Source organism: Streptomyces sp. NPDC004031 (assembly GCF_053604375.1).
Genome location: NZ_JBSGHL010000010.1, coordinates 78074 through 98450, shown reverse-complemented (window position 1 = coordinate 98450; position 20377 = coordinate 78074). Strand labels below are relative to the sequence as shown.

At 74.7% G+C, this 20377-nt stretch carries 24 protein-coding genes; 11 read left to right on the top strand and 13 right to left on the bottom strand.

Annotated features, from left to right (window positions below; genetic code table 11):
- Positions 1–3: 3 nt before the first annotated feature.
- Together ACWERV_RS08790 and ACWERV_RS08785 are read right to left on the bottom strand one after the other, a co-directional pair.
- Complete coding sequence (locus ACWERV_RS08790; RefSeq protein WP_452930526.1) at positions 4–507, bottom strand: MarR family winged helix-turn-helix transcriptional regulator; 504 nt, start codon at positions 505–507, stop codon at positions 4–6.
- Positions 504–926, bottom strand: a complete 423-nt coding sequence (locus ACWERV_RS08785) for an SRPBCC family protein (protein ID WP_452930523.1) — start codon at positions 924–926, stop codon at positions 504–506. Before ACWERV_RS08785 ends, ACWERV_RS08790 begins: the two co-directional genes overlap by 4 nt.
- A 71-nt stretch (positions 927–997) precedes the next feature.
- On the opposite strand from ACWERV_RS08785, the gene alr reads away from it, so the two are divergent.
- The 4 genes from alr (at position 998) to ACWERV_RS08765 (ending at position 4356) form a co-directional block, all read left to right on the top strand.
- A complete protein-coding gene (gene alr / locus ACWERV_RS08780; protein WP_452930520.1) occupies positions 998–2149 on the top strand; it encodes an alanine racemase in 1152 nt (383 codons plus the stop codon).
- Complete coding sequence (locus ACWERV_RS08775; RefSeq protein WP_452930517.1) at positions 2142–3377, top strand: alpha/beta fold hydrolase; 1236 nt, start codon at positions 2142–2144, stop codon at positions 3375–3377. Before alr ends, ACWERV_RS08775 begins: the two co-directional genes overlap by 8 nt.
- Positions 3378–3420: 43 nt before the next feature.
- On the top strand, positions 3421–3966 hold the full coding sequence (gene tsaE / locus ACWERV_RS08770) for a tRNA (adenosine(37)-N6)-threonylcarbamoyltransferase complex ATPase subunit type 1 TsaE (protein ID WP_452930514.1): 546 nt from the start codon (positions 3421–3423) through the stop codon (positions 3964–3966).
- Positions 3967–4215: 249 nt separating this feature from the next.
- Entirely contained in the window at positions 4216–4356 is a 141-nt protein-coding gene (locus tag ACWERV_RS08765; RefSeq protein WP_452930512.1) for a hypothetical protein, read from the top strand.
- A 439-nt stretch (positions 4357–4795) separates the two neighbouring features.
- On the opposite strand, the gene ACWERV_RS08760 is transcribed toward ACWERV_RS08765, so the two are convergent.
- On the bottom strand, positions 4796–5335 hold the full coding sequence (locus tag ACWERV_RS08760) for a hypothetical protein (RefSeq protein ID WP_398185285.1): 540 nt from the start codon (positions 5333–5335) through the stop codon (positions 4796–4798).
- A 102-nt stretch (positions 5336–5437) separates the two neighbouring features.
- Here ACWERV_RS08760 and tsaB point away from each other — a divergent pair, with 102 nt between their 5' ends.
- The 5 genes from tsaB (at position 5438) to ACWERV_RS08735 (ending at position 8560) form a co-directional block, all read left to right on the top strand.
- Positions 5438–6103: a tRNA (adenosine(37)-N6)-threonylcarbamoyltransferase complex dimerization subunit type 1 TsaB gene (gene tsaB / locus ACWERV_RS08755; protein ID WP_452930509.1), complete on the top strand. Its 666-nt coding sequence runs from the start codon at positions 5438–5440 to the stop codon at positions 6101–6103.
- 29 nt (positions 6104–6132) lie between these two features.
- A complete protein-coding gene (gene rimI / locus ACWERV_RS08750; protein ID WP_452930669.1) occupies positions 6133–6597 on the top strand; it encodes a ribosomal protein S18-alanine N-acetyltransferase in 465 nt (154 codons plus the stop codon).
- 23 nt (positions 6598–6620) lie between these two features.
- The gene (gene tsaD / locus ACWERV_RS08745) at positions 6621–7712 is read left to right on the top strand and encodes a tRNA (adenosine(37)-N6)-threonylcarbamoyltransferase complex transferase subunit TsaD (protein WP_398185279.1); all 1092 of its coding nucleotides are present in this window, start codon (positions 6621–6623) and stop codon (positions 7710–7712) included.
- A gap of 3 nt (positions 7713–7715) precedes the next feature.
- Positions 7716–7973 carry a hypothetical protein gene (locus ACWERV_RS08740; protein ID WP_452930506.1) on the top strand — a complete coding sequence of 86 codons (258 nt, stop codon included), beginning with the start codon at positions 7716–7718 and terminating at the stop codon, positions 7971–7973.
- Positions 7974–8041: 68 nt separating this feature from the next.
- Positions 8042–8560, top strand: coding sequence for a hypothetical protein (locus ACWERV_RS08735; RefSeq protein WP_452930501.1), 519 nt, complete (start codon positions 8042–8044; stop codon positions 8558–8560).
- Between the two features lie 280 nt (positions 8561–8840).
- On the opposite strand, the gene ACWERV_RS08730 is transcribed toward ACWERV_RS08735, so the two are convergent.
- Positions 8841–9644 (bottom strand): MBL fold metallo-hydrolase, encoded by an 804-nt coding sequence (locus ACWERV_RS08730; RefSeq protein ID WP_452930499.1) that lies wholly within the window; start codon positions 9642–9644, stop codon positions 8841–8843.
- Between the two features lie 95 nt (positions 9645–9739).
- Here ACWERV_RS08730 and ACWERV_RS08725 point away from each other — a divergent pair, with 95 nt between their 5' ends.
- Both ACWERV_RS08725 and ACWERV_RS08720 read left to right on the top strand, forming a co-directional pair.
- The gene (locus ACWERV_RS08725; RefSeq protein WP_452930496.1) at positions 9740–10348 is read left to right on the top strand and encodes a CGNR zinc finger domain-containing protein; all 609 of its coding nucleotides are present in this window, start codon (positions 9740–9742) and stop codon (positions 10346–10348) included.
- A 20-nt stretch (positions 10349–10368) separates the two neighbouring features.
- The gene (locus tag ACWERV_RS08720) at positions 10369–11550 is read left to right on the top strand and encodes a THUMP-like domain-containing protein (RefSeq protein WP_452930493.1); all 1182 of its coding nucleotides are present in this window, start codon (positions 10369–10371) and stop codon (positions 11548–11550) included.
- Between the two features lie 396 nt (positions 11551–11946).
- Here ACWERV_RS08720 and groL read toward each other — a convergent pair whose 3' ends face one another.
- The 9 genes from groL to ACWERV_RS08675 form a co-directional block, all read right to left on the bottom strand.
- Positions 11947–13572 (bottom strand): chaperonin GroEL, encoded by a 1626-nt coding sequence (groL, locus tag ACWERV_RS08715; RefSeq protein WP_452930490.1) that lies wholly within the window; start codon positions 13570–13572, stop codon positions 11947–11949.
- Between the two features lie 135 nt (positions 13573–13707).
- A complete protein-coding gene (gene groES, locus ACWERV_RS08710; protein ID WP_031516465.1) occupies positions 13708–14016 on the bottom strand; it encodes a co-chaperone GroES in 309 nt (102 codons plus the stop codon).
- Between the two features lie 213 nt (positions 14017–14229).
- Positions 14230–15012 carry an SDR family NAD(P)-dependent oxidoreductase gene (locus tag ACWERV_RS08705; RefSeq protein WP_398185254.1) on the bottom strand — a complete coding sequence of 261 codons (783 nt, stop codon included), beginning with the start codon at positions 15010–15012 and terminating at the stop codon, positions 14230–14232.
- A 29-nt stretch (positions 15013–15041) separates the two neighbouring features.
- Positions 15042–15698 carry an MOSC domain-containing protein gene (locus ACWERV_RS08700; protein WP_452930486.1) on the bottom strand — a complete coding sequence of 219 codons (657 nt, stop codon included), beginning with the start codon at positions 15696–15698 and terminating at the stop codon, positions 15042–15044.
- Between the two features lie 67 nt (positions 15699–15765).
- A complete protein-coding gene (locus tag ACWERV_RS08695) occupies positions 15766–16569 on the bottom strand; it encodes a GNAT family N-acetyltransferase (protein ID WP_452930484.1) in 804 nt (267 codons plus the stop codon).
- A gap of 80 nt (positions 16570–16649) precedes the next feature.
- Entirely contained in the window at positions 16650–17489 is an 840-nt protein-coding gene (locus tag ACWERV_RS08690) for a hypothetical protein (RefSeq protein ID WP_452930481.1), read from the bottom strand.
- Positions 17482–18411: an SRPBCC family protein gene (locus ACWERV_RS08685; RefSeq protein ID WP_452930478.1), complete on the bottom strand. Its 930-nt coding sequence runs from the start codon at positions 18409–18411 to the stop codon at positions 17482–17484. The genes ACWERV_RS08690 and ACWERV_RS08685 overlap by 8 nt, the downstream gene beginning before the upstream one ends.
- Positions 18412–18415: 4 nt before the next feature.
- On the bottom strand, positions 18416–19102 hold the full coding sequence (locus ACWERV_RS08680; protein WP_452930475.1) for a hypothetical protein: 687 nt from the start codon (positions 19100–19102) through the stop codon (positions 18416–18418).
- A 167-nt stretch (positions 19103–19269) separates the two neighbouring features.
- Positions 19270–20352, bottom strand: coding sequence for an aminotransferase class V-fold PLP-dependent enzyme (locus tag ACWERV_RS08675; RefSeq protein WP_452930472.1), 1083 nt, complete (start codon positions 20350–20352; stop codon positions 19270–19272).
- Positions 20353–20377: the final 25 nt, after the last annotated feature.

Here is a 20377-nt window from a genome sequence, read left to right as displayed (position 1 = left end):
GGCTCAGTCGGCGGGGCGCAGGGCGCGCAGGGACCGGGTGAAGGCGGGTGTCGCCGCTGCCAGCGGCGCGAAGAAGGCCGCGTCGCAACGCTCCGCGGCGGCGACCGCGGCGTTCGCGAGGTCCCGGCCCCGCGGTGTGGCGGTCAGGGTGCGGGCGCGGGCGTCGTGCGGGTGCGGGGCCCGGGTCAGGAGGCCGCGGGCTTCCAGCGCGCGCAGGACCTGCGAGGTCATCATGGGGTCGGTCGCCGCGTGGTCGGCGAGCCGCCGCTGGGTGACGGGCGCGGGTGCCTCCGCCGCCTGGAGGTAGGTCAGGGACGCGAGCAGCACGAACTGCACATGCGTGAGCCCGTACGGCTTGAGCGCGGCGCGCTGCGCGGCCTGCCACCGGTTGGTGACCTGCCACAGCAGCAGCCCGGTGCTCTCGTCGGCGGACGCGTGCCCGGTCGCGAGCCCGGCGTGCGGCCCGCCCGTACCGGCGGGGCCCGCGTTCTGGGCGGACGCCGTCATGCCGCCTCCGCGACGGCGCGCAGCCGGTCGAGGTCGGGCTGGAGCGACTGCGCGATGCCCTTGCCCAGCGCGAGGTTCCAGATCCGCGCGAGCGGCCCGCGCATCGTCACGGTGACGTCCACCCGGGTGGTCCCCTCAGCGGTGACGGTGACCAGGTGGCGGAAGGTGAGCCGGGCGCCGAGCAGTTTCGAGACGTCCGTGAACTCCTCGCCGGGCACCAGCGCCGCCACGACGAACGGCACCTTCGGCGCGCCCTTGGGCTTGAGTTCGCCCTTGGCGCCCTTGACGAACGGGCCCTTGAGCCGCACCCATTCGGTGTCGGTGTTCCACTCGGGCCAGGTCTCCATGTCGGCCCAGCGGGCGAAGAAGGCGTCGGGGGCCGCGGAGGACGTGATCTGTGCGGTAGCCAGCGTGATCATGCGATTAGTATGCGCGCATACTAATGTGCCGTCAAGGGCACCGCTGCCCCGCGCCTGACACACTGACCTGGATGAACGACATGACGAACCAGCGCGCTCTAGCCCGTATCGACCTCGCCGCCCTGCGGGCGAACGTCGCCGCGCTGCGGGCGAAGGCCCCCGGTGCGGCCTTCATGGCCGTCGTGAAGGCCGACGCGTACGGTCACGGCATGGTGCCGTGCGCGCGTGCCGCGGTGCAGGCGGGCGCCGGCTGGCTGGGCGTGGCGACCCCCGAGGAGGCGCTCGCGCTGCGCGCCGCGGGCATCGGGCCGGAGCAGGCCCGCGTGCTGTGCTGGCTGTGGACGCCCGGCGGGCCGTGGCGCGCGTGCGTCGAGAACGACATCGACGTGACCGTCAGCGCGCAGTGGGCGCTCGCCGAGGCCGTGGCGGCGGCGCAGGCCGCGGGCCGCCCCGCGCGGATCCAGCTCAAGATCGACGCCGGGCTCGGCCGCAACGGGGCGCAGCCCGCCGAGTGGCCCGCGCTGACGCTTGCGGCGCGGGCGGCGGAGAAGGCCGGGTTCGTCCAGGTCACGGGCGTGTGGGCGCACTTCAGCTGCGCGGACGAGCCGGGCCATCCCTCGATCGCCCGCGAACTCGCGGTCTTCCGGCGGGCCGTCGAGCAGGCCGCGGACGCCGGGCTGGAGCCCGAGGTGCGGCACATCGCGAACTCGCCGGGCACCCTGACGCTGCCCGAGTCGCACTTCGACCTCGTCCGGCCGGGCGTCGCGATGTACGGCATCTCCCCGGTGCCGCAGGTCGGCGACCCCGCCGACTTCGGGCTGCGGCCGGTCATGACACTGGCGGCGCGGCTGGCGAACGTGAAGTCCGTACCCGGCGGCCACGGCGTGAGCTACGGCCACCACTACGTCACACCCGGCCCGACGACGCTTGCGCTGATCCCCGTGGGGTACGCAGACGGTGTGCCGCGGCACGCGTCCGGCGCCGGGCCGGTCCTGGTCGCCGGGAAGTGGCGGACGGTGGCCGGGCGGGTGGCGATGGACCAGTTCGTGGTGGACCTCGGCGGCGACGCCGCGGCCGCGGGCGACGAGGTGCTGCTGTTCGGCCCCGGCGACCGGGGCGAGCCCACCGCGGAGGACTGGGCGCGCGCGTGCGGCACGATCGCGTACGAGATCGTCACACGCATCGGCCCGCGCGTGCCGCGGGTGTACGACGGGTGTGCCTGAGCCGGTGGGAGACGGCGTGAAGTGGGAGCGGGCCGGGCTGGTCGGCGCGGCCATCGGCGTGGTCGCCGCGGGCGCGGCCGCCGGGGTGGCCATCGAGCGGGTCACCGTCGGGCGCGGCGTCCGCCGCAAGGCGCAGCTGGCGCTGGACGCCGCGGGTCCCTACGGCAGCCTGCGCGGGCAGCCGGGCACCGCCGTCGCCGAGGACGGCACCGAGCTGTACTACGAGACGGACGAACTGGTCGAGGTCCCGGCCGTGGCCGTGGCCGAGCCCGCGCGGCGCGGCTGGCGCCGCCGCCGCGAGAGCCCGCCCGAACCCGAACCCGCGCCGCTCACCGTGGTCTTCTGCCACGGCTACTGCCTCAACCAGGACTCCTGGCACTTCCAGCGCGCCGTGCTGCGCGGCACCGTCCGCGCCGTCTACTGGGACCAGCGCAGCCACGGCCGCAGCGAACGCGGCCGCGACCAGGCCGCGGGCGGCCCCGTCACCATCGACCAGCTCGGCCGCGACCTCAGGGCGGTGCTCGACGCGGCCGCGCCCGAGGGCCCGGTGGTGCTCGTCGGGCACTCCATGGGCGGCATGACGGTCATGGCCTTCGCCGACCAGTACCCGGAGTACGTGCGCGAGCGCGTCGCGGGCGTCGGCTTCGTCTCGACCTCGTCCGGCAAGCTCGCCGCCGTCACCTTCGGTCTGCCCGCGGTCGGCGCGCGGGCCTTCCGGGCGGTCGCGCCGGGCCTGCTGAAGATCATGGGCAGCCAGGCCGACCTGGTCGAACGCGCCCGGCAGGCGACCGCCGAACTGTTCGCGGGCATCATCAAGCGCTACTCGTTCGGCTCGGACGTCGAACCCGGCGTCGAGCGCTTCGCCGAGCGGCTCATCGAATCCACGCCGATCGACGTCGTCGCCGAGTTCTACCCCGCCTTCACCGAGCACGAGAAGGGCGAGGCGCTCGCCGTGTTCGACGGGCTGCCCGCGCTCGTCCTCGCCGGTGACAAGGACCTGCTCACGCCGAGCGCCCACAGCACCGAGATCGCCGAGCGGCTGCCCGCCGCCGAGGCCGTGATCGTGCCCGGCGCCGGCCACCTGGTGACGTTCGAACGCCCCGACGTCGTCAACCCGGCGCTCGCCCGGCTCATAGCGCACGCCGCCGACTCCGTCCGCGCGCCGGTCGGCGACGGGTTGCGCGAGCTGGCCGCCGCGGGCGATGCACAGCCCGTGTACGGCGGGTGACGTGCGGCGGATCGGGGCCGTACGGCGCGTAGGCTTCCCGTACATGGGCACACCGCACGACGACCGCCACCCGACGGGCACGCAGGACCGCCTCCCCCCGGCGATCCGCGTCACCGTACGCACCCCTGAGCGCATGCGCGACCTGGGCCGGCGGCTCGCCGCCCTGCTCGGGCCCGGCGACCTGGTCCTGCTCAACGGGGAACTGGGCGCGGGCAAGACCACGCTGACCCGCGGGCTCGGCGAAGGCCTCGGCGTCCGCGGCGCCGTCACGTCCCCGACCTTCGTCATCGCCCGCGTCCACCCCTCGCTGACCGGCGGCCCCGCGCTGGTCCACGTCGACGCGTACCGCCTCGGCGGCGGGCTCGACGAGATGGAGGACCTCGACCTCGACGTCTCGCTGCCGGAGTCGGTGGTCGTCGTCGAATGGGGCGAGGGCAAGGTCGAGGAGCTGTCCGAGGCGCGGCTCCAGGTCGTCATCGAACGCACCGTCGGCTCCACGCCCGAGGCGGACGACGACGCGCGCATCGTGACCGTGAGCGGCATCGGCCCCCGCTGGTCCACGGTGGAGCTCGGGCCGCTCGCGGAGTAGCCGCCGCTCCGGTGCGGGGCGTGACGGTACGTGGCCGCGCGCGGCCGGGCGCGGGGGCGTACGGGAGCATGTGACGGCGTGCGCCGGGAGGGGCGGACGCGCCGGGCGCGCGTGCGTACGCCGGGGGCGCCCGGGGGTGTGCACCGACAGGCTGTCGGGAAGCTGTTGCATACGGGGCCGGGTCGTGATGTCCTGGTTCCGGTACCCCTTGTTAGGGCTGCCTAACTTCCACGGTTCGGGGAGGTCACGATGCCTGTGCCTGCGGCGCCTGCGTTCAAGGACGTGCTGGCCTCGGCGGAGGCCGCGCGCCTCGTCTCCACACCGCCCCCACCCCCGGCGGCGACCCCGCCGGCTCCCCCCGCGAAGGTCCCCTCCCAGGACGCGGCATAACTCTTCCGGGTGAGCCCCGGGGGCTGCCACTTGCCGTGGTGCCCGGGATCCTCCCGCCGCGGGGGCTTGTCGCGCAGTTCCCCGCGCCCCTAAAAACGCTCACCCTGCGGGCAGCGGGCACCCCACCAGGGGCGCGGGGAACTGCGCGCGCAACCACGACGGCGCGGCAGGCAACAGCTCACAGCAAGTGGCAATCACCTGGGGGCGCGGGGAACTGCGCGCTCAGCCCACCACCGGGGGACGGTCGCGAATCCCACCGCAAGGGGCAGCCCAGTGCGAAAAGGGGCGCGGGGAACTGCGCGCGCAACCCACCACCGGGGGACGGTCGCGAACCCCACCGCAAGGGGCAGCCCGGTGCGAAAAGGGGCGCGGGGAACTGCGCGACCAGCCCCCACCGGCAGAAGGTCGCGGCGGCCACCACAAGGGGCAGCCCGGCGCGTCAGGCCATGACGTTGATCGCAAGACCCATCGTCGCGAACTGCCACATCGCATCCGTGTCCGCCCGCGACGCGCGGATCGCCGAGCTGTGCGCGCCCGCCTTCGGCAGGGAGCCGTCCACCGCGGCGCTGAAGCCGATGTTCGCCACCCCGCGGGTCGCGAAGAGCACCGTGTGCTCGACCTGCTTCCCGTCGCCGCCCGTACCGAGGTCGCGGCGGAAGAACACGTGGTGCAGCCCCTTCGTGGGGGTCACGTCACCCGCGACGACCGCGTACGTGCGCTGCACCTTGTTGCCGTCGTCGACGAGCCACACCCGCTGCTGGCCGACGCTGTAGACGACGCGTTTGCCTATGCCCGAGTGCGGCGGCAGCGGGTACGACTTCGGTGTCGGCTTGACCGTCGCGGACTTCTTCGGCGGGGGGGCCGAGTGCGCGGCCGGTGTCTTGGGGGCGGAGCCCGACGCCTGGGCCGCGAGGACCGCGATGATCGCGATGGCGCCCGCGGTCAGCCCGGTGACCATGGTGCCGGCCTTGACTGCCACGGGGTGTCCTCCACTCGGGTTGCGCTCTCGCTCCCCGTTGACGGTAGCAGCCGCGGCGACCGGCGGAACGTGTCCGCGGGCGCTGCCCGTACCCTGGGGGGCGTGCTGCTGCTTGCCTTCGACACCGCCACGCCCGCCGTGACCGCCGCCCTGCACGACGGGGAGCGGGTGCTCGCCGAGTCCACGGTGGTGGACGCGCGCCGGCACGGCGAATTGCTGGTGCCCGCCGTCGACCGGGTGCTGTCCGCCGCGGGGCGCGGGCTGGACGACGTCACCGGCGTGGTCGTCGGCGTCGGACCGGGCCCGTACACGGGTCTGCGCGTCGGCCTGGTCACCGCCTCCGCGTTCGGCGACGCCCTCGGTGTCCCCGTGCACGGTGTGTGCACGCTCGACGGGCTGGCGTGGGCCGCGGGGGAGGCGGGGCTCGCCGGGCCCTTCACCGTCGCGACGGACGCCCGCCGCAAGGAGGTGTACTGGGCGCGCTACGACGGCCCCGCCGCGCGGGTGACCGAGCCCGCCGTGGACCGGGCCGCCGACCTCCCGGCGGACGTCCGCGCGCTGCCCGCGGTCGGCGCGGGCGCCGCGCTCTACCCCGACGCCTTCCCGGACCGCCGCCCCGAGCCCGCGCACCAGTCGGCCGGGGCGCTCGCCGCGCTCGCCGCCCACCGGCTCGCGACCGGCGCGCCCTTCCTGCCGCCGCTGCCGCTCTACCTGCGCCGCCCGGACGCGCAGGTGCCGGCGGGCTACAAGGCGGTCCTGCCGACGTGAGCACGGCCCTGGAAGTGGTCCTGCGGGACATGCGGTGGTGGGACCTGGACCGCGTCATCGGCCTCGAACACGACCTCTTCCCCGACGACGCCTGGTCGCGCGGCATGTTCTGGTCGGAGCTGGCCGACGCCCGGCACCCGGCGGCGACCCGTACGTACCTCGTCGCGGAGACGCCCGAGGGCCGGCTCGTCGGATACGCGGGGCTCGCCGCGGTCGCCGGCACCGGCGACGTGCAGACCATCGCGGTGGCCCGCGACCACTGGGGCACCGGGCTCGGCGCGCGGCTGCTCGGGGCGCTGCTCCAGGCGGCGACGGACGCGGAGTGCCGCGAGGTGCTGCTGGAGGTGCGGGTCGACAACCCGCGCGCGCAGCGGCTCTACGAGCGGTTCGGCTTTGAACCGATCGGTGTCCGCAAGGGCTACTACCAGCCGGGCAACGTCGACGCGCTCGTCATGCGCCGCGCCGACCCGGCACCCACCCACGACAACGGCTGAACCAACGGCTGAGGAACGAACCCATGGCTGACGAACCCCTCGTACTCGGCATCGAGACCTCGTGCGACGAGACCGGTGTCGGAATCGTGCGCGGGCACACGCTGCTCGCCGACGCCGTCGCCTCCAGCGTCGACGAGCACGCCCGCTACGGCGGCGTCGTCCCCGAGGTCGCCAGCCGCGCCCACCTGGAGGCGATGGTCCCGACGATCCAGCGGGCCCTGAAGCAGGCCGGGATCAGCGCCCGCGACCTCGACGGCATCGCCGTGACCGCCGGACCCGGCCTCGCGGGCGCGCTGCTCGTCGGGGTGTCGGCGGCGAAGGCGTACGCGTACGCGCTCGGCAAGCCGCTCTACGGCGTCAACCACCTCGCGTCGCACATCTGCGTCGACCAGCTCGAACACGGCGCGCTGCCCGAGCCGACGATGGCCCTGCTGGTCTCCGGCGGCCACTCCTCGCTGCTGCTCGCCCCCGACATCACCTCCGACGTGCGGCCGCTCGGCTCCACCATCGACGACGCGGCCGGTGAGGCCTTCGACAAGGTCGCCCGCGTCCTCGGCCTCGGCTTCCCCGGCGGCCCGGCGATCGACCGGCACGCCCGTGACGGCGACCCCGCCGCCATCGCCTTCCCCCGCGGCCTGACCGGCGGCCGCGACCCGCTCTACGACTTCTCCTTCTCCGGCCTCAAGACGGCCGTGGCCCGCTGGGTCGAGGCCCGCCGCCGCGACGGCCAGGACGTGCCGGTCGCGGACGTCGCCGCGTCCTTCCAGGAGGCCGTCGTGGACGTCCTGACCCGCAAGGCGATCCGCGCCTGCCGCGACAACGGCGTCGACCACCTGATGATCGGCGGCGGTGTCGCCGCGAACTCGCGGCTGCGCTCCCTGGCCATGGAACGCTGCGAGGCCGCCGGGATCCGGCTGCGCGTCCCGCGCCCCGGCCTGTGCACGGACAACGGTGCGATGGTCGCCGCCCTCGGCGCCGAGATGGTCGCCCGCGGGCGCGCCGCCTCCACCCTCGACCTCCCGGCCGACTCCTCCCTCCCCGTCACGGAGGTCTCCGTCCCCGGCCACACCCACGAGCACGTCCACGAGGTCTCCGCCGAGAACCTCTACGGCTGAGCGATGCCCCTGACCCTGATGTGGGAGGCCGCCGCCGCCCCCGGCTCCGGCCCCGCCCTCCTCGCCTGGGCCCGCGCCGCCGCCCCGCCCGGCCCCCACCTGCGCCGCGAGTTCTTCACCGCACCCGGCGACCGTGTCCTCGTCCTGACCTGGTGGCCCTCCGCCGAGGACGCGGTGGAACTCCCCTCCCCACCGGAGGAGCTGATCCGCCGCGAGGTCCACCGCTGGCGCTTCACCTCAGTGGCAGTGGAGCAGCCCTAACCCGCTGGCGCCCACCCCGACCCCCGTGCGAGCCTGGGCCCTCCCCGCCACCGACCCCGGAGCCCCGGATGACCCGCGACGAAGCGCTCAGGCAGCTCGACGACCTCGGCCGCGAGCAGGCGTTCGGCCGGCGCATCGGGTCCGACCGGCTCATCCGGGCAGGATTGGACGCGCTGCTCGCGGGCGTCGACACCCCGTCCCTCGCCCTGCTGGCCGGCCTGCTGAAGCGGGAGGAGCCCGAGGCACAGGCGCTCTTCGACGCGGTGCTGGACGAACTGGGCCTTCGCTTCCATCCGCCCGCCCACCCCGTCGCCGCGCGGTGGGCGCTGGCCACCTGGACCGCCGCCCGCATCGTCGACGGCTCCCGTGACCCCGTCGCCGGCGCGTACGACGTCTGGAGCGTCGCCACGGAACTCGGCTACCCCGACGAACTGCAGCCCTTGGTGGTCTGCGCGATCAACCTCGACGACTGGCAGGCCGACTGGAGTCCCGCCCGTGAGGACCTGGCCGCGGAGGCGGTCGAGGCGGCCCGCCGCTACCTGGCCGGTCGCCACCCGGAGGGGCTGCGCGAGGCGCGAGGATGCTGACCGCCCAGCCGATTACAACGCACAGGCGGGCGACGACGACCCTCCCGCGGACGCCGAGGGCCTGATCCGCGGCCTGCTGGAGACGGCCCCGAGTGCCCTCCCCCCGCTCCTCCACGCCGTCCAGCGGGATCTCCGCGGCTTCCTCTCCCTGGCCGTCCGGTGGGCCGTCCACCGCGTTCCGTCCCTCGCGGACGGCCTGGCGGCGGCCCTGGACGCGGGTCTGGCCGTCGGCGCACCGCCGGCCTCGGGGTGACCGGGCGGCCCGAGCGCTGCCGCGGGGTCAGCCGCGTCGCGACCAGTCCGCGTCCAGCCGGTCGGTCAGGTCCGCGGCCGTGAAGGCGGCGAGGAGGTCCTCGCGGCCCTCGGTGAAGTGGGCCCAGCTGTCGTGGTGGACCGGGACGACGCGGCGGGCGGCGAGGATGCGGGTGGCCTCGGCGGCCTGGGCGCTGTCGAGGACGAGCGGGGCGCCGTCGAAGAGGGCGGGGAAGCGCGGGGCGCCCGCGAAGAGGACGGCGGTGTCCACGGGGGCGAAGCGCGCGGCGATCTCCCGGACGGCGTCGAGGGAGGCGTTGTCGCCGCTGACGTAGACCGTCGGCAGGCCCTCCCCGGTGAGGACGAAGCCGACGACCTGGCCGGTGGACGGCTCGACCTGCTCGCGCGGGCCCGGACCGTGGACGGCGGGCACGGCGGTGACGGTGACGGTGCCGCCGCTCGGGCGCTTCAGCTCGACCGTCTCCCAGTCGGCCAGGCCCCTGACCCGCTCCCCGAGGCTTCCGCCGAGGCGTTCGCCGCCGCCGGGAGTGGTGAGCGTGAGGGGGACGTCGGCGAGCAGGGCGCGGCCGGAGTCGTCGAGGTTGTCGGCGTGCTCGTCGTGGGAGAGCAGGACGACGTCGAGGGGGCCGAGGTCGGCGGGGGTTCCGGCGGCGGGGGCGGTCTTCGTCAGGAGCGGGCGGCCGGGCCGCCCGTACTCGCCGGGGCCGTCGAACGTCGGGTCGGTCAGGAAGCGCAGGCCGCCGTACTCGAACGCGGCGGTCGGGCCGCCGAACGTGCGGACCGGGAACTGACCGGCGGTGGGCTGGGACATGGGTCTCCCTCGTTTCTCACGTGAAAACGTCGCGTTTTCCGTGAGAGCAGCCTAGGTCGGCATCACGGAAAAACGCAAGCGCTACCATGAGACCCATGGACGTCACCCCGGCCACCGGCACCACGCAGCCCGCGCTGCCCCCCGCCCCCGGCGCCGACCGGTACCGCTCCCTCGACTTCGCCGACACCACCGCGACCCTGCCCGCCGGGCAGAGCCACGACCTGCTCGCGACCCCGGAGTCCGCCACCCGCTGGCTCACCGCGCACGACCTGATCGGCCCGGACGTGCGCGTCTACGAGATCTGCACGCAGCGGATGCGTACGCTGCGCACGCACGTACGCGCCCTGTTCGCCGCCCGCATCGACGGCTCCGCCCCGCCCGAGGCGTCCCTGCTCGCGCTGAACACGGCCCTCACCGCCGTCCCCACCGCGCCCCTGCTCGCCTGGAGCGAGGCCGAGGGCCCGCACCGCGTCCAGGAGCACCCCGTCGACGAGGCCGTCAACCACGTGCTGGCCGCCCTCGCCGCCGACGCCGCCGACCTGCTCACCGGCCCCGACGCCGGCATCCTCGCCGCCTGCGGCTCCGCCCCCTGCGACCGCTTCCTGCTGCGCACCCACGGCCGCCGCCACTGGTGCTCCACGCGCTGCGGCGACCGCGCCCGCGCCGCCCGCGCCTACGCCCAGCGCGGGGCCGCCTCCGGCTGACGGCGGGGGAGAATGGGCGGGTGACGCCCGAGGACCTGGAAATACTGCTGGCGCCCAGTGGGCAGGAACTGCTCGCGGGGCTGCGCGGGCACGACCCCGCCGACGACCTCGCCGTCGCCACCCGGCTGCGGCGGACGTACGAGGCCCCGCTCGTCGCCGCCGCCCTCACGCAGACGCGGCTGCGGCAGCGCGGTGCCGCGAAGTTCGGGGCCGACGCCGAGCGCATGTACTTCACGCCGCACGGCCTGGAGCAGTCCACCCGGGCGACGGTCGCCGACCACCGCGCCCGGCGCTTCGCCGCGTCCGGAGCCGGGAGCGTCGCCGACCTGTGCTGCGGGGTGGGCGGCGACGCCATCGCCCTGCTGCGGGCGGGCCTCACCGTCACCGCGGTCGACCGCGACCCGCTGACCTGCGCGGTCGTCCGGGCGAACGCCGACGCGCTGGGCCTGGGCGAGCGGCTGGAGGTCGTGTGCGGGGACGTCGCGGATGTCGCGGACGTCGGTGCCGGGGGCCGCGACGGGGTCTTCGTCGACCCCGCCCGCCGCACCGCCCGCGGCCGCGTCTTCGACCCCGAGGCGTACTCCCCGCCCCTGTCCTGGGCCCTGGAGGCGGCCGCGAAAGGCTCCCCGGGCGCGGTGAAGGTCGCGCCGGGCATCCCGCACGAGGCCGTACCGGAGGGCGCGGAGGCCGAGTGGATCTCGGACGGCGGCGACGTCAAGGAAGCGGTGCTGTGGTTCGGCGCGGGCGGTGCCGGTGGGCGCCGCGCGACCCTCCTCCCGTCCGGCGCGACCCTCGTCGGCCGCGGTCTGCCCGACCCCCCGGTCCGCCCGGTCGCCCGCTACCTCTACGAGCCCGACGGCGCCGTCATCCGCGCCCACCTCGTCGCCGAGGCCGCGCAGGAGCTGGACGCCGCCCTCATCGACCCGACCATCGCCTACGTCACCGCGGACGACCTGCGCCCGACCCCGTACGCCACCGCGTACGAGATCACCGACGTCCTCCCCTTCCACCTCAAGCGCCTCAAGGCCCTCCTGCGCGAACGCGAGGTCGGCATCCTGACGGTGAAGAAGCGCGGCTCGGCCGTCGACCCCGAAGACCTCCGCCGCCGCGTCCGCCCCCAGGGCCCGAACTCCGCGACAGTCTTCCTGACCCGCGTGGCGGGAGCCCCCACGATGCTCCTGGGTCGGCCGGCCACGAGGTGACGGCCCCGCCGGGCGGGCCGTTCCGGCTCGAACACGAACTGCGCTCCCGACGGGGTCACCACGAGCGTGCTCTGATCGCCGAAGGTCAGCGGGGCGTACGGTTCCCAGCGGCAGTCGGCGGCGTCCAGCGCGGAGACGACGTCCGCGTACGTGAGGCCGCCGGGGAAGGCGGCCGGGCCGTTCGTGCCGACGGCCCGATCTCGAAAGGCTCGCCGAGAGCCGCGGTCACGTCGTTCCAGGCGGCTCCGCTGAACACCGGGCCGAGGCGGCCCGTCCGCGCGATGGCGGTCAGGACGTCAAGAAGCTTCACGGGGTGTGAGCCTGGCACAGGCCGGAAACGGCGAACGCCCGCCACCCCCCGGGAGGGGGTGGCGGGCGTCGGGGCCCGGTGAGGGGTCAGTGGGAGTGGCCGTGGCTGTGGCCGGCGGCCGCCTCGGGCTCCTCTTCCTTCTTCTCGACGACCAGGGTCTCGGTCGTGAGCAGGAGGGAGGCGATCGACGCGGCGTTCTCCAGGGCGGAACGGGTGACCTTGACCGGGTCGATGACGCCGGCCTTGACCAGGTCGCCGTACTCGCCGGTGGCGGCGTTGAAGCCGTGGCCCTTGTCGAGCTCGGCGACCTTGGAGGTGATGACGTAGCCCTCCAGGCCGGCGTTCTCGGCGATCCAGCGCAGCGGCTCGACGGCGGCGCGGCGGACGACGGAGACGCCGGTGGCCTCGTCGCCGTCCTTGCCGAGGTTCTCGTCGAGGACCTTGACGGCGTGGACGAGCGCGGAGCCACCGCCGGAGACGATGCCCTCCTCGACGGCCGCGCGGGTCGCGGAGATCGCGTCCTCCAGGCGGTGCTTCTTCTCCTTCAGCTCGACCTCGGTGGCCGCGCCGACGCGGATGACGCACACGCCGCCCGCGAGCTTCGCGAGGCGCTCCTGGAGCTTCTCGCGGTCCCAGTCGGAGTCGGTGGTGGCGATCTCCGCCTTGATCTGGGAGACGCGGCCCTCGATCTCGGACTTGTCGCCGGCACCGTCGACGATGGTGGTCTCGTCCTTGGTGATGGTGGCGCGGCGGGCGGAGCCGAGCAGGTCCAGGCCGGCCTGGTCGAGCTTGAGGCCGACCTCCTCGGCGATGACGGTCGCACCGGTGAGGGTGGCGATGTCGCCGAGCATGGCCTTGCGGCGGTCACCGAAGCCGGGCGCCTTGACCGCGACGGCGTTGAACGTGCCGCGGATCTTGTTGACGACCAGGGTGGACAGGGCCTCGCCCTCGACGTCCTCGGCGATGATCAGCAGCGGCTTGGAGCCACCGGCCTGGATGACCTTCTCCAGCAGCGGCAGCAGGTCCTGGATCGAGGAGATCTTGCCCTGGTGGATGAGGATGTACGGGTCGTCGAGGACGGCCTCCATCCGCTCCTGGTCGGTGACGAAGTACGGCGAGAGGTAGCCCTTGTCGAAGGCCATGCCCTCGGTGAACTCCAGGTCCAGCCCGAAGGTGTTGGACTCCTCGACGGTGATGACACCGTCCTTGCCGACCTTGTCCATCGCCTCGGCGATCAGCTCGCCGACCTGCTTGTCCTGCGCGGACAGCGCGGCGACGGCGGCGATGTCGTCCTTGCCCTCGATCGCACGCGCGGTGGCCAGCAGCTCGTCGGAGACGGCCTTGACCGCGGCGTCGATGCCCTTCTTGAGGGCGGCCGGGGAGGCGCCGGCGGCGACGTTGCGCAGGCCCTCGCGGACCAGCGCCTGGGCCAGCACGGTCGCGGTGGTGGTGCCGTCACCCGCGATGTCGTTGGTCTTGGTCGCCACCTCCTTGACGAGCTGGGCGCCCAGGTTCTCGTACGGGTCCTCCAGCTCGACCTCGCGGGCGATCGTCACACCGTCGTTGGTGATGGTCGGCGCGCCGAACTTCTTGTCGATGACGACATTGCGGCCCTTGGGGCCGATGGTCACCTTCACGGTGTCGGCGAGCTTGTTGACGCCGCGCTCCAGGGCGCGACGGGCGTCCTCGTCGAACTTCAGAATCTTGGCCATGCCTGCGAACTACCTCGTCTACTCGTCTAACACGTCGTCACGGACGAAAAGGACGGCGGAACAACCCCGCCCCGGGGACCCGGCCTCAAGGACGCGGACACCCGGGGCGGGATCAAGGGCTTGTGCAGCCGGGACTTACTTCTCGACGATCGCGAGAACGTCGCGGGCCGAGAGGACGAGGTACTCCTCGCCGTTGTACTTCACCTCGGTGCCGCCGTACTTGCTGTACAGCACGACGTCGCCGACGGCGACGTCGAGGGGCAGCCGCTGGCCGTCCTCGAAGCGGCCCGGACCCACGGCCAGGACGACGCCCTCCTGGGGCTTCTCCTTGGCGGTGTCCGGGATGACCAGGCCGGAGGCCGTGGTCTGCTCGGCGTCGAGCGGCTGGACCACGATGCGGTCCTCAAGCGGCTTGATGGCAACCTTGGTGCTGGCGGTCGTCACGATCCGACCTCCCCCTTCAAAGGGCTCACGGGAGTGTCTGTCAGGGTCGGCGACCTGGTAGGCCCGTCGTCGCGGGTGCCGGACCTGCCTCGTCGCTGAGTTCTGGCACTCAGACTCGCTGAGTGCCAGAAGTGAGCGTAGGCCGCTCTTAGCACTCGGTCAAGCGGAGTGCCAGCCGTGTGCGTGGCGGAGGAACGTACGACCGAGGATCGTTCAGCCGCGCTTGGGGTCGTAGCGGCGGCCCGCCGTCGTGGAGGCGGCGGCGAACAGCCGCGACGGAACGTGCCGGGCCAGCGCGACCGCGGCCTTGTAGCGCACGTCCGGGACGCTCACGACGCGCCCCCGGGCCAGGTCGCGCAGCGCGGCGGAGACCACCGCGTCCGCGTCGAGCCAGGCGAACCGCGGCAGCCGGCTCGCGTCCATGCCGGCCCGCTGGTGGAATTCGGTGCGGACGAAGCCCGGACACAGCGCGAGGAAGCGGATGCCGGAGCCGCGCAGGTCGAGGGCGGCGCCCTCGGTGAAGCGGACGACCCACGCCTTGCTCGCCGCGTACGTGCCGCGCGGCATGAACGCGGCGACCGACGACACGTTGATCACGAAGCCGCGCCCGCGCTCGCGCATGCCCTCGGTGGCGGCCGCGGTGAGCCGCAGCACCGCCTCGCAGTGCAGCGTGAGCATGCGCAGCTCGTCGCCGATCGGGGCGTCGGGGAAGCGCCCGCTCTGGCCGAAGCCCGCGTTGTTGACCAGGACGTCCACCGGCGGCAGGACGGGGCTGCGCAGCCGCTCCTCGACCGCCGCGATGCCGGCGTCCCCGGCGAGGTCGGCCTGGAGGATCTCGACGTCGACGCCGTAGCGCCCGCGCAGCTCCTCGGCGCGCTCGCCGAGCCGTACCGCGTCGCGCGCGACGAGCACCAGGCCGTGCCCGTCGGCGGCGAGCCGGCGGGCGAAGGCCGCACCGATGCCGGCCGTCGCGCCCGTGATGAGGGAAGTCGTCATGCGGGCAGCGTACGGGGCCGCCCCCGCCCTCAGCCCAGGCGTTTGCGGACCGCCGCCAGATCCTCCGGCGGGAGCGCGTCGGCGTCCAGCAGGCGGGGCAGCAGCCCGGGTTCGGTGGTGAGGGCGCGGAAGGCGAGGCTCACCGTCACGTCGTGGTGGGCCGGGCGGTGGACGACCTCCAGCGTGTCGCCCGAGGCCAGCTCGCCCGGCTCGACGACCCGCAGGTACGGGCCGGGCCGCGCGTCCTGCGTGAAGCGCTTCATCCAGCCCTGTTCGCCGAGCCACCCGGCGAACGTCACGCACGGGATGCGCGGGCAGGACACCTCCAGCAGCGGCCCGCCGGGACCGCCGATGCGCCACCGCTCGCCGATCAGCGCCTCGTTGACGTCGTAGCCGGTGGTCGTCAGGTTCTCCCCGAAGGAACCGCTGGGCAGGGCGCGGCCGAACACCGCCGCCCAGCGGTCGAGGTCCTCGCGTGCGAAGGAGTAGACGGCCTGGTGGGTGCCGCCGTGGTGCTTGACGTCGTACACCCGGTCCCCGGCCAGACCCACCGCGCCCGTGCCCTTGGGGCCTGGCGCGGTGACCGCGACCGGCCCGGTGACGGGCTGCTTGTCGATGCCGGTCGCCTCCAGCCCCTTCCAGGGGTTCGGCTGCGGCCGCCCGACGTTGACGCTCAGTACGTGCACGGGGTGTGCCTCCTCCGCCCGAGCGCGGGCGCGGTCGCGGGTGTGTGGGTACGGGTGTGGTGGGTGCCTACGCGGGCGCGGTGATCAGGTACGGGGTCGTCACGCTGAGCGCCGCGAAGCCGAGGCGCTGGAGGATCGGGCGGCTCTGGTCGGACGCGTCGACCTGGAGGTAGCCGTAGCCCGCGGCCTGCGCGAGCCGGGCGCGGTGGGCGACCAGTGCGCGGTAGATGCCCTTGCCGCGCCAGCGTTCGACGGTGCCGCCGCCCCACAGCCCGGCGAAGTCCGTGCCGGGGCAGAACTCCATCCGGGCCGCGCACACCGGCTCGTCGCCGGCCATCGCGACCACGATGCTCACGGTGTCGCCGCGCTCCGCGATCTGGTCGAGCATGCGGGCCCGCAGCCGCTCCGCGCTCGTACCGAAGGCCTGCTCGTGGACGGCCGCGGCCAGGTCCACGCCCGCGGTGTCGGTGACGGGCTCCAGCCGCACATGCTCGGGCAGCGCGGCGCCCTCCGTGTGCGCGATGACCTCGGCGATGTCGCCGATCATGAGCGTCTCGGGCGGCTCGGGCGTGAAACCGGCCGCGCGCAGCCGTTCACCGAGGTCGGCGGGGCTGTCGTGCGCGTAGGTCTTCCACTCGAACTCCCGGTCCGCCGCCTCGGCGGTGCCCAGCCAGGCGAGCTGGGCGGCGATCGCGGCGTCCGCGGTCGCCTCGTCCAGGTCGGACCAGAGGACGCCGCACCATTCGTGGGGCCCGGCACCGACCTGCCGTACGACCCCGTCGAGGCGGTCGACCCGGGTGGTGGGGCTCTCCGGCGGGGCGTCGCGGCGCATCTGGCGGTCGAAGAGCGCGAGTACGTGGTTGTTGTCCATTGACGGCATTCCACCACCGCCGTCGTGGCAGGCCAACCGCATTTCCGGGCGGCCGCCGCCGGTACGGGAGGGCCTCGCGGTCAGCTCGCGCCGGAGGTACGGCCGGTGCGGGAGGTGTGCCTGCGCTTGTCGGTGCGGGCCGCGGCGCGGGGCCGGCGGGCGGCACGCGGGCCAGGCGCGGAGGAGCCGGAGCCCCGCCGTCCGCGGGACCGGCGGCCGCGCGGGGACGACGCCCCGGAGTCGGCGTCCGCCCCGGGCCCGGGATCGGGCGTCCGGTCGGCGCGCGGGGCGCGTTCGGCGTCCGGCGCGTCCTGGCCGGTGGCCTCGCTCGTCATGTGCGCGGCGCCCTCCACCGCGTCGTCGGCCGCGTCGGCCACGTCCTCCACCGCGTCCTCCGTGGCGCCCTCCACCGCGTCGCCGGTGTCCCGTACGACCTCTCCTGCCGCGTCGCCGGTGTCCTGGACGGCCTTCCCCGCCGCCTCGCCCGTGTTCTCCACGGCCTTGCCCGCCGCCGGGGCGAGTTCCCCGGCCGCGCGGCCGGTCTCGCGGCCGACCGCGGCCACGGCCTCGCCCGCGGGCGCGGTGATGCGCTCCACCAGCTCCGGGTTTCGGTCGAGGGTGCGCAGGACGTCGGCGAGGATCGCGGCGACGTTGTCCAGCCGGACGTTCAGCAGCGCCTGCGCGTCGACACCCGACAGGTCGAGCTCGACGTCGCCGAGGTGCGCCTCCGCGCCGACCTCCAGTTTGAGCACGTCCAGCACCTCGGCGTGCAGCGCCACCCGGGCGTGCAGGTCCTCCACGTGCAGGTTGAGCCCGTCCACGTGCAGGGTGGGCACGTCGAGGTGGACGTCGGGGTCGGCGCCGGAGTCCCGGGGGTTCGGGCGGCCGGAGGACGGGGCGGGGCTTCGCTCGTCAGTCATCGTCCTCGTCCGCCTCCTCCGCGTCGTCGTCCCCCTCGTCCTCGTCGTCGTCCTCGGCCTCGTCGAGTTCCCCCTCCTCCTCGGCCATGGCCTCCTCGTGCGAGCGCACCACCTGGCCCTCGCGGATCTCGCCGCGCCAGCCCTCGGCCTCCTCGTCGGCGAAGGTCACGTACCGCTGGAAGTTCTTGAAGTCCAGCCGGGCCCGGCGGCCCTGGGCGCGCCAGAGGTTGCCGGTCTTCTCCACGAAGCCGGTCGGGGAGTAGACCAGGACGAGGATGATCCTGGTCAGCGTCGGGGTGATCTCGTGGAAGCTGACGGCTCCCTGCGTGGTGCCGGACGAGCCCTCGGTCGTCCACACGATCCGGTCGTCGGGCAGCTGCTCCTGGACGGTGGCCTTCCACGTCCGGGTGGACGGGCCGATCTTGACCATCCACTCGCTCGTGGTGTCGTCGCCGCGCTCCGCGCTCTGCACGGCCTTCGCGAAGCCGCTGAACGACTCGTACTCGGTCCAGTGGTCGTAGGCGGTGCGCAGCGGTACGCCGACGTCGATGACCTCGACGATGTTGGTCGCCTTGGTGTCGGTCTGCGCGTCGCCGCCGCCGTCGCCGGAGTCGTCGTCCTCGGAGTCGTCCCCCGGCGTCACCGCACTCTTGATCTTCCCGGCGACCCCGCTCGCGGAACCGCCGACCGTCTCCTCCGCGAGGGCCTTCGCGGGCGACTCGCCGTGCAGGACGCGCGAGCCGACCTTCGGGAGGGTGCCGCCGTCCTCCTCCTGGGCGACGCGGTCGGTCGCGTCCCGCAGCCTGGTGCCGACCGTGCGGGCGGCGCGGCGAGTCCGGGCGGACATGTACTGGCCCAGTTCGTGACGCAGCATCGCCAGGGGGCCCTGCTCCGTCTCCGCGTTCTTCTGTCCGGTTGCCATCGGATCACCTGTCCCGTTGCGTTCGTGAGCCGGACGTGGCCCGCGGCTGGGCCTTCTTCGCGGTCCGCGCGGCCTTGCCCGCCTTCTGCGCCGTCTTCCGGGCCGCCTTCTCCGGGGCCTTCGCGCCACCGTCCTGCTTGCCGCGCGCGCCCGTACCGGACGGCTTCCCGGCGGGCGCCTTCTTCCGCGCGGTGGACCGGGCGGCGGGGGCGGCCTTCTTCGCGGGGCGGGAGGCGCCGCGGGTCCGGGACGCGCTCCGCGTGTCCTTCGGCCCGGCGTCCTCCCCGCCGTCGTCCTCGTCCGCCTGCCCGGAGGTCTCCTCCTCGGCGGCGGGCTCCTCCGTGGCCGGCTCGTCCAGTCCGGCGAGCGCCGCGGTGCGTTCCCGCAGGGTGTCGCCGAGGGCGGACGCGCCCCGGCCGGCGACACCGCGGACGGCCTTGCCGACCGGCCCGCCGCGGCGGTGCTTCTTGCCGCCCTCGCCGGCCCCGTCCTTGTCCCCGTCGTCCCCGTCCGTCCCGCCCGGGATCCCGGGTACCTTGCGGACGGCGCCGGCGAGGGCGCTGCCGGGGCGCAGCCCCCGCCCGGCCAGGAGCGCGGCGGCTGTCAGCGCCACCTGGCCTCGTTTGGTACGGCCGAGCACATAGCCGCCGGCGATGGCGGCCGCCAGGCCGATGTTCCGCGGTTCGTCCATCACGGTGCGCCTTCTCCCGATGGGTGCGCATGGCGACGGGGCGCGCCGGGCCTCCCGGCGTGCGAGGCACGGCACGGCGCTCCGTCCTCTCCTCCCAGTGTCGTCGAGTCGGCACGAAGCGCATCTCAGGAAGCCTGTTTTTTGCGGACGAATATGGACGGATCCGGTCAGCCGGCCGCCGCCGCCAGGACCAGGTCGACGTCGGCGGCGGTGTTGTAGAAGTGCGGCGCCAGCCGGACGTTCCCCGCGCGGGCGGCGAAGACGGCGCCCGCGGCGCGCAGCCGCTCGGTCACCGCGGCCGGCACCCCGGGCACGGCCACGATCGCGGACGGGCCCGGCACGGGGGAGTAGCCCAGCGCGGTGAAGCCGTCGCGCAGGCGCTGGGCGAGGGCGGTGTCGTGGGCGTGGACGCGGTCGATGCCCAGTTCCTCGACGAGGGAGAAGGACGCGGCGGCGGCGATGTGCGGCAGGTAGGCCGGGCGGGTGTCGAAGCGGTGCGCGCCCGGCGCGAGTTCGGCGATGGGGCCGTAGATGGCGTCGCGGTCGGCGGCGGCGTACCAGCCGGCGAAGGTCGGCGCGAGGGTGTCCTCGGCGCCGGGGCGGACGGTGAGGAAGGCGGCGCCGTGCGGGGCGCACAGCCACTTGTAGGTGTGGCAGACCACGTAGTCGTCCAGGGACGCGTCCAGCGGCAGCCAGCCCGCGGACTGTGTGGCGTCCACGAGCGTACGGGCGCCGTACGCGGCCGCCGCGGCGCGGATCGCGGGCAGGTCGGCGACCCGGCCGTCCGACGACTGCGCGGAGCTGACGGCGACCAGCGCGGTGCCCGGACGTACGGCCCCGGCCAGCTCCTCCAGCGGGACGAGCCGCAGTGTGATGTCGGGGCGGGCGGCGAAGGGGTGCACGAGGGCGCTGAAATCCCGCTCGTACGCGACGACTTCGGCGCCCGGCGGCAGGGCGGTGGCGATCAGGCCGACGCTGCCCGCGACGGACCCGGCGAGCGCGACCCGGTCGGCGGGTATGTGCGCGAGCCGGGCGAAGGCGGCGCGGGCCGCGGTGACCGCGGCCTCGAAGGTGTCGCTCCCGGTGTGCCCGGCGGCCCACGGGCCGAGGGCGTCGTGCAGGGCGGTGACGGCGCGGGCCGGGGGGATGCCGACGGTCGCGGTGTTGAGGTAGCCGGGGACCAGCGCCGGGTATTCGGCGGGGGCGAGGGGGCTGGTGAGGTCGAGGGGAGCGGTGGTGTCGGAGCTCATGACACCTCAGCCTGGACCGGGCCCG